Origin of the sequence: Candidatus Aeolococcus gillhamiae, from assembly GCF_016464765.1 — a bacterium.
GTDB classification, from domain to species: Bacteria; Chloroflexota; Dormibacteria; order Aeolococcales; family Aeolococcaceae; genus Aeolococcus; species Aeolococcus gillhamiae.
This window is the reverse complement of the sequence record NZ_JAEKNS010000067.1, coordinates 56,460-69,077: the sequence shown is the minus strand read 5'-3', so window position 1 is coordinate 69,077 and position 12,618 is coordinate 56,460. Positions and strand designations below refer to the sequence as shown.

Annotated in this window: 14 protein-coding genes; 10 read left to right on the top strand and 4 right to left on the bottom strand. The window is 69.1% G+C overall.

Translation table 11 applies throughout. From position 1 onward, the window contains the following. The coding region (locus JF886_RS06230) for a hypothetical protein (RefSeq protein WP_337310654.1) at positions 1–196 on the top strand (196 nt) is incomplete at its 5' end. A gap of 214 nt (positions 197–410) precedes the next feature. Beyond that, entirely contained in the window at positions 411–1,220 is an 810-nt protein-coding gene (locus JF886_RS06225; protein WP_337310652.1) for a VOC family protein, read from the top strand. A gap of 16 nt (positions 1,221–1,236) precedes the next feature. Here the strand turns inward: JF886_RS06225 and JF886_RS06220 are convergent, their stop codons facing one another. Next, positions 1,237–2,478: a M23 family metallopeptidase gene (locus tag JF886_RS06220; RefSeq protein WP_337310650.1), complete on the bottom strand. Its 1,242-nt coding sequence runs from the start codon at positions 2,476–2,478 to the stop codon at positions 1,237–1,239. A gap of 154 nt (positions 2,479–2,632) precedes the next feature. Here JF886_RS06220 and JF886_RS06215 point away from each other — a divergent pair, with 154 nt between their 5' ends. After that, the gene (locus tag JF886_RS06215; protein ID WP_337310648.1) at positions 2,633–2,968 is read left to right on the top strand and encodes a hypothetical protein; all 336 of its coding nucleotides are present in this window, start codon (positions 2,633–2,635) and stop codon (positions 2,966–2,968) included. Positions 2,969–3,082: 114 nt separating this feature from the next. Then, on the top strand, positions 3,083–3,361 hold the full coding sequence (locus tag JF886_RS06210) for a hypothetical protein (protein WP_337310646.1): 279 nt from the start codon (positions 3,083–3,085) through the stop codon (positions 3,359–3,361). Positions 3,362–3,614: 253 nt separating this feature from the next. Here the strand turns inward: JF886_RS06210 and JF886_RS06205 are convergent, their stop codons facing one another. Both JF886_RS06205 and JF886_RS06200 read right to left on the bottom strand, forming a co-directional pair. Beyond that, the gene (locus JF886_RS06205) at positions 3,615–4,040 is read right to left on the bottom strand and encodes a GNAT family N-acetyltransferase (RefSeq protein ID WP_337310644.1); all 426 of its coding nucleotides are present in this window, start codon (positions 4,038–4,040) and stop codon (positions 3,615–3,617) included. A 22-nt stretch (positions 4,041–4,062) separates the two neighbouring features. Beyond that, positions 4,063–5,040 (bottom strand): glycosyltransferase family 9 protein, encoded by a 978-nt coding sequence (locus JF886_RS06200; RefSeq protein ID WP_337310642.1) that lies wholly within the window; start codon positions 5,038–5,040, stop codon positions 4,063–4,065. Between the two features lie 86 nt (positions 5,041–5,126). Here JF886_RS06200 and argF point away from each other — a divergent pair, with 86 nt between their 5' ends. The 6 genes from argF (at position 5,127) to hxpB (ending at position 11,546) form a co-directional block, all read left to right on the top strand. Next, on the top strand, positions 5,127–6,092 hold the full coding sequence (gene argF, locus JF886_RS06195; RefSeq protein WP_337310640.1) for an ornithine carbamoyltransferase: 966 nt from the start codon (positions 5,127–5,129) through the stop codon (positions 6,090–6,092). Next, positions 6,089–6,946 carry a diadenylate cyclase CdaA gene (gene cdaA, locus JF886_RS06190; RefSeq protein WP_337310638.1) on the top strand — a complete coding sequence of 286 codons (858 nt, stop codon included), beginning with the start codon at positions 6,089–6,091 and terminating at the stop codon, positions 6,944–6,946. The genes argF and cdaA overlap by 4 nt, the downstream gene beginning before the upstream one ends. Next, complete coding sequence (locus JF886_RS06185) at positions 6,943–7,968, top strand: CdaR family protein (protein ID WP_337310636.1); 1,026 nt, start codon at positions 6,943–6,945, stop codon at positions 7,966–7,968. The genes cdaA and JF886_RS06185 overlap by 4 nt, the downstream gene beginning before the upstream one ends. Before the next feature lie 89 nt (positions 7,969–8,057). Next, positions 8,058–9,896, top strand: coding sequence for a glutamine--fructose-6-phosphate transaminase (isomerizing) (gene glmS / locus JF886_RS06180; protein WP_337310634.1), 1,839 nt, complete (start codon positions 8,058–8,060; stop codon positions 9,894–9,896). Between the two features lie 40 nt (positions 9,897–9,936). Then, the gene (locus JF886_RS06175) at positions 9,937–10,842 is read left to right on the top strand and encodes an NAD(P)H-hydrate dehydratase (RefSeq protein ID WP_337310632.1); all 906 of its coding nucleotides are present in this window, start codon (positions 9,937–9,939) and stop codon (positions 10,840–10,842) included. Then, the gene (hxpB, locus tag JF886_RS06170; protein WP_337310630.1) at positions 10,839–11,546 is read left to right on the top strand and encodes a hexitol phosphatase HxpB; all 708 of its coding nucleotides are present in this window, start codon (positions 10,839–10,841) and stop codon (positions 11,544–11,546) included. The genes JF886_RS06175 and hxpB overlap by 4 nt, the downstream gene beginning before the upstream one ends. Here the strand turns inward: hxpB and JF886_RS06165 are convergent. Then, a complete protein-coding gene (locus JF886_RS06165) occupies positions 11,534–12,607 on the bottom strand; it encodes a CHAP domain-containing protein (RefSeq protein WP_337310628.1) in 1,074 nt (357 codons plus the stop codon). The two genes, hxpB and JF886_RS06165, sit on opposite strands and share 13 nt — an antisense overlap. Positions 12,608–12,618 lie beyond the last annotated feature (11 nt).

Below are 12,618 nucleotides of genomic sequence, written 5' to 3'. Positions count from 1 at the left end.
ACCCGGGGTTCACTCGGTCGCGCGGATCGTCGGCCGCGAGAGGGGTGCGACGGAAGGCAGCAAACGGGCCATGTCGTGGCATGAGATCGAGCCACTGCTCATGGAGCTGACGAGCAACAACCGACGAGGCGCTGGGCTAGCCGACGCTGGAACACCGCTCACGGCAGACCACCCACAAATTGAGGTTTCGCGGTGACAATGCCGCCGTGGCGTTCGCAACCAGGCGAGTGATAGCCCCCCTACCCCTTGCTTTGGCGGAAATGCGAGCGACGCCCCGGGCGCCGGTGGGGCGCATCGCTCCGCCGGCAGCCTGGGTTACCACGTCGACGGTCACATACGCTTAACGACGCGCTCGACCGATTACTGCGGCCCGGATGGTGGCTGTCCGTGAATGGCACAATGTCGCCACCTTGCGCGTCCCCACCATCACCGTCGAATGTCGCGACCCATACCGCTTGGTCGCCTTCTGGTCGGAGGCCACCGGTTTCTCGGAGGACCCCGCCAACCCCAACGAACCGGATGACCCCGAGGGACTCTTGATTGCCCCGGACGGGGGGTTGAGGCTGCTGTTCATCAAGGTGCCGAAACCGAACGGCGGTGCAAACCGCCTTCGCCTCGACCTGACGCCACAGGAGGCGTCGCGCGACGAGGAGGTGGAGCGCCTGCTCAAGATGGGGGCGACCCTTGCCGCCGACCATCGCGAGCCTGACGGCGATGGCTGGGTGCTGCTGGCCGACCCTGAGGGAAATGACTTCAGCGTCGCGCGGAGGCCCGCCGCCGACGATGGCGACGCGGTGGCAGCAACGGCCACTCCCGCGATTCAGCCGGCGAGTGGTGCCGGGACCTGGCTGAAGCGGCTCGGTTCCCAAGCCTCCGCGACGGCCGCAGGCCTGAGGGCGTCACGACCGTTGAGCCGCATCTCCGGCGAGGTAAAGATGCGGTTCAGCCAGCTGATCCGTCTGGTCCTGCTACTCGTCGAGGCCTTGATCGCCCTGCGAATGCTCTTCAAGGTAACCGGCGCCAACGAGCACGCGGGCTTCGCCAGCTTGATCTATCGGATCACATCGCCCCTGGTCGGCCCGTTCCACCCCGTGTTCCAGGATCACCCGGTCAATGGACACCCGTTCGAGGTTGGGTCGCTCCTGGCCATGGGCGTCTATGCGGCCGCAGCCTATGTGATCCTGCGGCTCGGGCGACTGGTCTTCACGCCCCGCAGCTGAGCATTCGGTGACGGCACTACGCCGGTGCCGCGTACGCCCTTGGGTCGGTCGGTATGCCGTCGACGCGCAGCTCGAAATGGACATGGGGACCGGTGGAGTTGCCGGTGGATCCCTCGAGTCCGATGGGAACTCCCGCCTGTACCGGCTGGCCTGGCTGGACCAGGATCCTGTCGAGGTGACCGTACAGCGTGATCATGCCGCCGCCATGGGAGATCACGACGTAGTTGCCGTAACCGACCAGGTGACCGAATCCATCCGTCTCAGAGCCCGCCAGCGCCACCACGCCGTCGGCAGCCGCCTGGACCGGGGTCCCGAAGGGTGCCGCGATATCGATACCGGTGTGGAAGTGGCGGTATGTGATGCCGGCAAGGGACGCTGCCGGCTCGATGGCGATCTGGCTCGGTCCGAAGCCCTGGGTGACAACTCCGCTCATCGGCCACATCAGCGCCGACGTCCTTGGGGCCGGTCCCGCCGGCACGCTCGACGCCGGCAGGCTCGACTCCGGCTGGAACGTGGTGTTCCGCGCTGCCGCCTGGGTTATCGCCACTTGCTGGGCGAGCTGCGCCTGGACAGCCTGGACGTTGTAGGTGACCGCGTTCCTGACTGTCTGGGGCTGGGCGGCGGACGCCTGGATGAGGGCGGACGCCTGGGCCTGGTCACGGCCGACCGCCGCGAAGAACGCGTACTCCTGCTGCAGGGTTGCCTCGAGGGAGAGCGCGAGGTCCCGCTCTGCGCGAGCGAGGGCCACGCCGCCTCCTCCGCTGCTGGGGAACTGCATTCCCGTCTCCGTTTGGCTGATCTGGGTCTCGAAAGCCACCACCCTGTTGAAAAGGGCCGAGCCGGCCGGCGTGGCTGGGTTGGTCGTCGTTGTGGAGTGGCTTCCTGTTTTGGCCACCACGATGGTCGCCGGGGAGGCGGCCGGCGCCGCGGGCGACCAGGTTCCCTGGGCCCAGGCGACCGTCATCCCCCCGACCAGGATGATGAGCGGCACCGCCGCAGCCGTTCTCAGGCGGGAGAGCCTGCGGCGGTGCTGCCGGGCGACGCCGATCGCCAGAAATGCGATCAGGAGGATGGCGACCAACGCCCAGACGCCGGGTGGCGGGGCGCCGCCGCGAGCGCCGCTGGCCAGGGTCCCACCGCCGTTACTACCGGCCGCAGACGACCCCACAGGAAAATGCTCCAAGGAAGGTTGTTCCACGCCGACGTTGGCCGGCGTGCCGATGAACCCGAGGAGTGAACCCAGGACTGACGCCTGCACCTGTTCCGGTGTCAGCACTGTGCCGACGCCCGTCCCGCCGGAGCCACCGGGGACAAAGGCCGAGCCAGGCGGTTGAAGCCCCGTTGGCAGGCCACCGAGCGGCAGGCCCGGCCCCGGCGCGCCCGGCACAGTCGGGAGCCCCGGTGGGGGTCCCGTGCCCGAGTTCGGCGTCGCCAGCGGTGGGGTCGTGATCGGGAGCGGCAACGTCGGCAGCGGCAACGTCGGCGGCGGCAACGTTGGGAGCGGAGTGAGTGACGGGCACAGTACGGGCGTCGGCAGTCCCAGTGTCGGCGACGGGCACGGTGTAAGCGGAAGCGGCAACGTCGGGACCGGCGGCGGCGTCGGCAGGCCGAGCGCGGCCACCCTGCTCAAGCCTGAGGTCAGGCCCAAGCCGGTCACCGTGACGATGGCCGCGACCGTGAGCCGGCCCCATGGCGACCCACCGCGCAATCTCAGCACGCAAGCCACTCCCGCTGTCAGTCAAACGTAGCGTGGCGTTATCCCCCGCCGCTGAAGAGATTGTGCCTCGCGCGTCCCCCATCGTGCACGTGGGGCCCGGTCGGTGACCGGACAGGGCGTACGTCCGTGCTGCTTTCATTGGGTCATGGACTGGGCCACTATCTCCTCGCTGGCCACCGCAGCCGGAACGCTGGTCCTGGGTGTGGCCACGTTCGCCTCGGTGCGCTCGGCGAATCGCGCCGCGCGGGCTGCGGAGGGCTCGCTGCTCGCGGGCCTCCGGCCGCTGCTGGTGCCGTCGCGTATCGACGATTCGCAGCAGAAGGTCCCGTCCATTGACCAGCACTGGGTACGGGTAGAAGGCGGCCACGCAGTGACCGAGGTGACCCCCGAGGCCATCTACATGGCTTTCTCGCTGCGCAACTGACGCGGGATCTATACATTCCTGCCGGCGACATCGGGTTTTGGCAGGGCGCGTTCCGGGCCCCGTGCCCCGAGGAATTCCTGCGCGCGCGCGACGCGGTCGAGAAGCGCGAGGGTGTAACGATCGATCTTCTCTACGGGGACTTCGAAGGCGGTCAGCGCTCGGTCACTCGTTTCGGACTTCTGGCGGTCGGGGAATCGGGCTGGCTCACCGCGGCGTCGCGCCACTGGAGCTTGGATCGCCCAGCGCCGCGGTCCTAGGGCGTCGCCTCACCGTACAGCGCGCTTGCTGGGCGCAGGATGCGCATGAAGCGTCCGCCAGGGTCACCCATCCGCTCGAAGCCGAACTTCTCGTACAGCCCGTGAGCATCCTTGGTCCCGAGCACGAACTGCCTCAGACCCTGCAGGTCCTGGTGTGCGATGACGCCCTCGATGAGACGGCGGGCGACGCCCCGCCCGCGCGCCTCCTCTGACACGAACACGTCGCACAGCCACGCAAACGTCGCGCCGTCGGTGACTGCACGCGCGAATCCGATTTGGCGGTCGCCGTCGAGAGCGGCGAAGAGGGTGCTGTTGCGGCACGCCTTCTCGAACACCTCCCACGGGATGTTCGCCGACCAGTAGCTGGTCACGATCCACGCATGCGCGAGGCGAAGATCGATCTCGTGAGGGTCGCTGCTCACTCGAATCATGGCCACCGGTCGCCTACAGGGCGTTCTCGATGCCGGCAAGGACGTCGTCGACACGGATCCGGTCAAGGCTTGCGCGAACATGCCCGTTGGGCAGCGCCTGCACCACGCGGTGCCGTGCACCCGCAGGCGCGCGAACCTGCCCGCTGCTGTCACCGAACAGCCCCACCGACGCGGTCCCCACAGCGGCGGCGAGATGGAGGAGGGGCGTGTCGGTGGCGATGAGGAGGTCACAACGGGCGATCACCGCCGCGGTGGTGGCGAGGTCGATCTCCCCGCACAGATCAACGGTTTCCGCGGCGAGGTCGAGGCGCATCGCGTCTGCCGTATGGCGATCGCGGGGGTCGCCCACCAGGACGATCCCGGCGCCGTGGCGGGTGGCCAGCCGATTAGCGAGGTGTGCGAACCGCTCAGCGCTCCAGGGAGCGATCGCGGCCTCTGAGAAGCCCTGGCCGGGAGCGATCGCCACCAGCAGACGACCGTCCCCCACGCCCCTGCTGAGAAGCAACTGCTCAGCGGTGCTGGTCGCCTCCCTTCTGGGGACGTATTCCATTCCCGTGGGTCCCACCGGCATCCCCAACCGACCGGCGAGCCCGAGCCAGGCCTGGGCACGGTTGCCGCCCGATGGACAGGGGACGGCGTCACTGAGCAAGCGGTCACCGGCGCCGCCCGCGCAGCCGAGGCGGCGGGGGATGCCGGCGAGGTACACCGCCGCGCGGACCGATGCACGCTCGCTGCAGACCAGGGCCACGTCCAGCCTCCGCCCGCGCAGTTCGAGCCAGAGCCGCGCCAGCCCGGCCGCGCTCGGACGTGTCACCAGCCCCCGCACCGGCAGATAGCTGTCCGCCCCGCTGACACCCTGGGCGAGGTCGGTGGCGGAGGTGGGACCCGCGACCAGCAGCGGCTCGTCAACGCCGGCGGAGACCGCCGCGATCAAGGGAGCCGCCTGCAGCGTCTCGGTGAGTCCGCCCGCGACGACCACTACGATGTTCACGCCGCCCAACCCTAGCGGGCGGCGCGTGACCACGCATCTTTCAGTTCAGGCGCGTTCTCTGTGCGCTCATATACTGGCTGCGATCCATGTCCCGCGCATTGTCCGGACGCGACCTGCTCAGCATCGCCGACCTCAGTCGCGATGAGATCAACACCGTGCTCGACCTCGCCGGTCGGGCGAAGCGGGGTGAGGATCTCGGCGCGCCCCTGCACGGGCGCAACCTTGCGCTGATCTTCCAGCGCCCGAGCAATCGCACGCGGGTGTCGTTCGAGGTCGCCATCAACCGGCTCGGCGGTCACCCCATCGCGCTGTTCGGTGACGAGATCCGGCTGGGCGAACGCGAGACCGCGTCCGACATCGCCCGCATCCTCGACCGGTATGCGGACGGGGTGATCGCGCGGTTGACGTCGCAGCGCGACCTCGTCGCGATCGCGGCCGCGGTGCGCGGCCCGGTGATCAGCGGGATGACCGACGCCGAGCATCCCTGCCAGCTCCTAGCCGACCTGATGACGGTGCGCGAGACCGTCGGTAAGGTCGCGGGCGCACGCGTCGCCTACATCGGAGACGGCAACAACGTGTGCACCTCGTGGCTGTACGCCGCCGTCATCTGCGGCCTCGACCTGCGCATCGTGGCGCCCCCGGGGTACGAGCCTGCCGCGGCAGTGCTCGACAAGGCCGGGCGACTGCGCGGCAACGGCACCGGCTTCTCCGTCGGGCACGACCCGGCGGCCGCGCTGCGCGACGTCGACGTCGTCTACACCGACGTCTGGACCAGCATGGGGCAGGAGGCCGAACAGCAGCGCCGCCGTGAGGACTTCGGCCACCTCCAGGTCAACGAAGCGCTGCTCGCCCTCGCTCCACCGCAGGTGCGGGTCATGCACTGCCTGCCCGCGCACCGCGGTGAGGAGATCACCGGCAGCGTTCTCGACGGTCCTCGCTCGGTGGTCTTCGACCAGGCGGAGAATCGTCTGTGGGCGCAGATGGCCCTGCTTGCGCTCGTGTTCGAGGGCGTGCCAGAGCGCAGCGCGACGACCGCAGAGGTGGCCTCGTGAGCTCGCCATGGCGCGACGCTCTGGTCTTCCTCCAGAACATCGGCTGGCGCGACGTGCTCGACGTGGCCATCGTCGCCGTGCTCCTGTACCAGCTGCTGAAGCTGATCCGCGGCACCCAGGCCGTGCAGCTGCTCGTGGGCCTCGGGGTGATCGTCGCCGTCGGCCTGGCCGCCGAGGCGCTCCACCTCCGCCTCCTCCAGTTCATCTTCGCCAACGGTGGCCAGGCGATCGTCATCGCAGCGGTGATCCTCTTCCAACCCGAGCTGCGCCGCGCCCTCGACCAGGTGGGCCGGCTCGGGCCGGTGCGCTCGCTGCTCGGCCAGCACGCTGGAGCTGACGCGCAACGGACGGTGGACGAGGTGATTCGGGCCGCCTCGTCACTGAGCGAGCGCAAGACGGGCGCGCTGATCGTGTTCGAGCGCGAGACGGGGCTCGAGAACATCGCCACCACCGGAGTGCGCATCAACGGTGAGGTCACCGCGGAGATGCTCGCCACCATCTTCTTGCCCGGCACCTCTCTGCATGACGGGGCGGTGATCATCCACGAGTCGCGGTTGGTCGCGGCGGGCTGTGTGCTGCCGCTCGCCGAGACCATTCCCGGCGTCGGGCGCATGGGAACCCGCCACCGTGCGGCGGTCGGGCTCACACTCCAGAGCGACGCTGTGGTGCTGATCGTCAGCGAAGAGACCGGCCTGATCAGCGTGGCGCACGAGGGCCGGATCACCCGCGGGCTCGACGCCAAGGCCCTGCGCGCCACGCTGATGACGATGACCGGAGTGGACGCGCACCAACGCCAGGGAATCATGCCGCGGCCGTCTGCGCTGCGGGCCATCCGCCGCCGGACCCACTCGTGAGGGCGCCGGGTTTCGCGACGCGCAACATCAGGCTCAAGGGACTGGCTGCGGTGCTCGCCGCCGTGCTGTGGGCCGGCGTCGCCTACGCTAGCAATCCACCGGACACGCGCACGGTCTCGGTCGCGGTGCCCCAGGAGTCGGCGTCGGTGGCGCCTTTCACGTTGGTCCGCGCCATCCCCGACCTGGTGGTCAGGGTCAGCGGCACCCGCGAGCACCTCAACGCCTTCCAGCCAGCAGACCTGGTGGTCAGCGTCAACTACACCGTGATCCGCCAGGCGGGAATCCAGGCCCTCCCGGTGTCCGTGATCAACAACGATCGCGATGTGGCGCTCGACAACCCCCCGACGACGATCACCGCGGAGGTCGATCGGGTCGCCTCGCGAACCGTTGCTGTCACTGTCGACTACAGCCAGCACCCGCCCCCGCAGGGCTACGTTGTGAGGAACAAGGACACGGCGCCCAGGGACGTCACCATCATCGGACCGGAGCACCAGCTCGCCACCATCGAGGCGAAGGTGACGGTTAATCTCGCCACCCAGAAGACCAACTTCCAGGCCGATGAGACAGTGGTGCCTGTTGACGCTGGCACTGGGCAACGGGTTGGCAGTGTTGGCATCACCGTCGCGGGCCAACGGCAGACCAGCGTGCTCGTGACGATCGAGGTGGCTGCGGTTCTCACTTCACGGGCCAGCGCAGTGGTGCCCAAGGTATCGGGCTCCGTCGGTCCGAGCCATTTCCTGGAAGCGGAAACCGTCAGTCCGGCCACCGTTGTCCTCAATGGCCCGCAGGATCTCCTCAACGCCCTCGACTCCGTCGCGACCGAGACGATCTCCTTGAACGGCATCATCGGCACGTTGAGCGTCACCGTCAATGTGGTGCCCCCGGCCGGCGTCACGGCGTCACCGGGCAGCGTCACGGTCACCATCACAGTGGGATCCATCGCCCAGCCGTCCCCGGCGCCGAGCGCGACACCCGCCCCGACCCCATCGCCAACGCCGGCGCCGACCCCCTCGCCGACGTAGGGCGGCTCGACGCAACCGCCGTCAGCGCATCAATCCCTGCGAGTCGCAGCGAGTAACCACCCCTTCACCAGAGGCGTTCACCGAACCAGATGTGCGGAATCATCGGCTACTCCGGGCCTCGCGAGGCCGCCCCAGTGCTGCTCGACAGCCTGCAGCGCCTGGAGTACCGGGGGTACGACTCGGCGGGCATCGCGGTGCTGGACGACGACGGCGGCGCCACCGTGGTTGCCAAGAGCAACCTCAAGGTCGCCGACCTGATCCAGCAGATGGAGGCGGCCGGAATGCCGCGCGGGCACACCGGAATCGGACATACACGCTGGGCCACCCACGGTCGACCCACCGTCAGCAATGCCCACCCCCATCGCGACTGCACCGGCCGCATCCACATCATCCACAACGGCATCATCGAGAACTATCGCGAGCTGCGCGTCGAGCTGACCGCCGCCGGGCACGAGTTCACCAGCGACACCGACACCGAGGTGGTGCCGCACCTCATCGAGCAGTACTACGAGGGTGACCTGGCCGGCGCGGTGCGGGCAGCGCTGCAGCGAATCCGAGGCGCCTACGCACTGGTGGCGGTTTCCGCAGACGAGCCGTCGCGCATCGTCGGTGCACGGCTGAACGCGCCGTTGGTCATCGGCCTTGGCGACGGTGAGGTGTTCGTGAGCAGCGACATCACCGCGCTGATCCCGTACACCAAGCGCGTGGTTCCGCTGGGCGAGGGCCAGGTGGCGTCGGTGTCGCCGGAGAGCGTGGAGGTCACCACTCTCGACGGCACCGCGCTGGAACCGCGGGTCATCGCCGTCACCTGGGAAGCGGAGCAGGCGCAGAAGAACGGTTTCCCGCACTTCATGCTCAAGGAGATCCACGAGCAGCCCGATGCCTTGCGCAGCGCGCTGCGCGGCCGCATCGACGACGACGGGCTCGTCGACCTGCCCGACATTCTGCTCGACGAGGTGTACCTGCGCGCCCTCGACCAGGTGACCATCGTGGCGTGTGGTTCGGCGTGGATCGCCGGCCTGGTCACCAGGACCGCCATCGAGACGCTGGCTCGTGTCCGCTGCGACGTGCAGCCGTCGAGCGAGTTTCGCTACTCCAACCCGCTCCTCGACGAGCACACGCTGGTGGTGGCGATCTCGCAGTCCGGCGAGACCGCCGACACCATGGCCGCGGTGCGCGAGGCACGCCGCCAGGGCGCGACCGTGATCGCGGTCACCAACGTGGTCGGCAGCGCGCTCTCGATGGAGGCTGACGGCGTCATCTACATGCAGTCCGGCCCGGAGATCAGTGTCGCGGCCACCAAGACGATGCTCAATCAGATTGCCTGCGGGATGCTGCTGGCGCTGCGGCTGGGGCAGGCCCGCGGCGTTCTCGACGATGAGGAACATCGCAGGCTGGCGACGGCGCTCACCGAGTCCCCCGCTCTCGTCGAACGCGCGCTTCTGCTCGAGCCTCAGCTCGCCGAGATGGCGCAACGCTACGCGCACACACGGAGCGCCATGTTCATCGGTCGCGGCATCAACTTCCCAGTGGCACTCGAGGGCGCGATGAAGCTCAAGGAGATCTCCTACATCCACGCCGAAGGATACGCGGCGGGCGAGCTGAAGCACGGACCGATCGCACTTCTGGATCCGGATGTCCCGGTGGTGGCATTGGCGACCCGCTCACGGACTCTTCCGAAGATCGTCAGCAACATCCAGGAGGTGAGCTCGCGCGACGCACCCGTGATCGCCGTGGTCACCGAGGGTGAGAATCCGTTCGACGCCGGCTTCGTCCGCGACCTCGTCGAGGTTCCGCTCATCGAGGAGCTCATCTCACCCCTGGTGAACATCGTGCCGCTGCAACTGTTCGCGTACCACGTGGCGGTGGAGCGAGGGTGCGACGTCGACCAGCCGCGCAACCTCGCCAAGTCGGTCACCGTGGAGTGAGCCTCGCCGGCAGAGCGATTCCGCGGCCGGCTCTGGCGAGGTGACCGGGCCCGCGAGCCTCGCGGAGGTCCCCGCCGAGCTGGTTCTCCCCGATCGACCGGAGGACGGCCACAAGGGGATGTTCGGGACGGTTGTCGTGGTGGGAGGAGCAGTCGGTTTCAGCGGCGCCCCCCTGATGAGCGCCACCGCCGCTGCGCGTGGCGGCGCGGGCAAGGTGCGTGTGTGCGTGCCCGAGCCGATCTACACCGCGGTGGCCGCCCAGACGCTCGAGGTGATGGCGCATCCACTCCCCGCCGCGGACGGCGGGCTCGCGCCGGAGGCGCTCGCGGTGCTGCGCGACCGGCACCTCGGCGATGCGGCAGCGGTGGTGCTCGGTCCTGGAGCTGGTCGCGCTCCCGGCACCGAGGCACTGGTGATCGACCTCCTCGGCGACCTCCGCGCGCCCTCTGTGATCGACGCGGACGGCTTGAACATAGCGGCCGCGCGCCAGTTCGACTGGCGGACCTGTCAGTGCCCCCTCGTGCTCACGCCGCACCCCGCGGAGATGGGCCGTCTCCTCGGCCTGCCCACCGCCGAGATTCAGTCCCGCCGCCGCGAGCTGGCGCTGGAGTTTGCGGAGCGGACCGGTGCAGTGGTGGTGCTGAAGGGCAGCGACACGGTCGTCGCCGATCCCGCCGGGCGCGTGCACCTCAGCAGGATCCGCGTCGTGGCGCTGGCGACCGCGGGCAGTGGCGACGTGCTGTCCGGGCTGCTCGCCGCGTTTCTCGCCCAGGGTCTCGAGCGGTTCGACGCGGCGGTGGCGGCTGTGTTCGTGCACGCCGAGGCGGCATTGGCGGTGCAGGCCCGGCTGGGCCGTGCCGGGGCGCTCCCACGCGACCTCCTTGAGGAGCTGCCGCTCGCCCAGGAACGGACGCGTCGCACCGCTGAAGACCGGCGCAGCGGATGACCTCTGCCGGGTCTGGGGAGCAGGGTGCGGCCGAACTGCGCGCGGTCATCTTCGACATGGATGGCGTGCTCATCGACACCGAACCGGTGTGGCGCAGAGTCGAGATAGAGGTCTTCGGCTCGCTCGGTGTGCACCTCACCGAGGCCGATTGTCGCGAGACCATGGGGATGCGGGTCAGCGAGGCCGTGCAGCTGTGGCGGACGCGGCGGCCCTGGACGGGGAGCTCCGTCGCCGAGGTGACCCGCCGCCTCGTCAACGGTGTCATCGACCACGTGCGCACGGACGGGGTCGCCATGGACGGAGCGCTCAGCGCGGTGAGCACCGTGCGCCGCGCCGGCCTGCTCTGTGCGGTGGCGTCCTCGTCACCACCGGAGCTGATCGCGGCGGTGGTCGACCGGCTTCGCATCGACGGAGAGGTGGACATCGTGTGCTCGGCGCAGGATGACGTGCACGGCAAGCCTGCGCCCGACATCTACATGCGCACCGCGGCGGGGCTCGGGGTGCCGCCGGCCAGCTGCCTGGCCATCGAGGACTCGGTCAACGGCGTCCTCTCGGCACGCGCAGCCGGGATGCCCTGCATCGCCATCCCGGACAAGGTGAGCGACGCCGATCCGCGCCTGGCCGCGGCAACGCTGCGACTCGACTCACTCCGCGCGCTCGATGACGCCCGGCTCGACGCCGTGCGGCGCGCTTACTTCGAGTAGATGAAGCCCTGGATGCCGCTCGAATTGCTGGGCAGCACCCGGTAATTCACGCGGTTCCACCCGTTGTAGTTCATCTCCGAGAACTTGAAGTAGCCGGCGGGAACGCCGGCTGCCGGACCCACCGCCTCGACGTAGCCGACGTGGCCGATGCTGCTCGCACCGTTACCGCCGGGCCAGAACGTCACGACGGCGCCGACCTCGGGGATGTGTCCCACGGGGTAGCCCATCCTGGCGGCGTTCGTGTACCACTGCGCGGCGTTGCCGACCCACGGGATGCAGCGTCGGGTGGCGACGTACCAGGTGCACTGCCCGTACGCGAAATGGTTTCCACACGCGCCCTGGTTGGCGGCCGAGCGCCTCGGCGCGCTGCCCGCCAGCGCCTGGTCGATCTCTGCGATCTGATTCTCGATGGCTCGCGCCGGCGCGCTGGCCGACTGCAGGGCCGCGTTGCGCGCATCGACGAGCATGAGCAGCGCGCCGCTGTCCTGCGAGAGCTGCCCCTCCAGCGCCACAGTGGTTGCGGCGTCCTTCTGGATCTCCGCCTTTTCGCTGCTGATAGCGTCTTCCTTGGCGCGCACCTTTTGCTGGAGGTTGCGGACCTGCTCGGCGACATGGGAGGTGCCGGCGAGACGGTCGACCGCCTGGCTGAAGCTGGTGGCGCTGAGCACCGCCGCCACCCACGAGTCGGTGGTGGTGCTCTTGTAGCTCTGCCGGGTCAGCATGGCGAGGTCCTGCTTGGCCTTGACGATTGTCGCCTCGTCGCTGGTGATCTGGCCACTGAGGGCGAGGAGACGCGCATTGATGCCGGCGAGTCTCTGCTGCGCGGCGAGCAGTAGCGCCTGCTCTGAGGCGAAGGCGTTCTCCGCCGTCACGAGGGCGGAGGACGCGCTGTTCTTGGCTGGTTCGAGGGTCACCAACTGCTGGAGCAGCTGTGCCCGTCGTGCCCGCAGCGCGTTGGCAGCGCTGTTGTCAGCGCGCCCAGCGGGGATCGAGGTGATGCCGATGCTCAGAAGAACACCGCAGCCGACCGCGACCGATAGAAGCTTTCGAGTACCCCGCAATGGTATCCCCC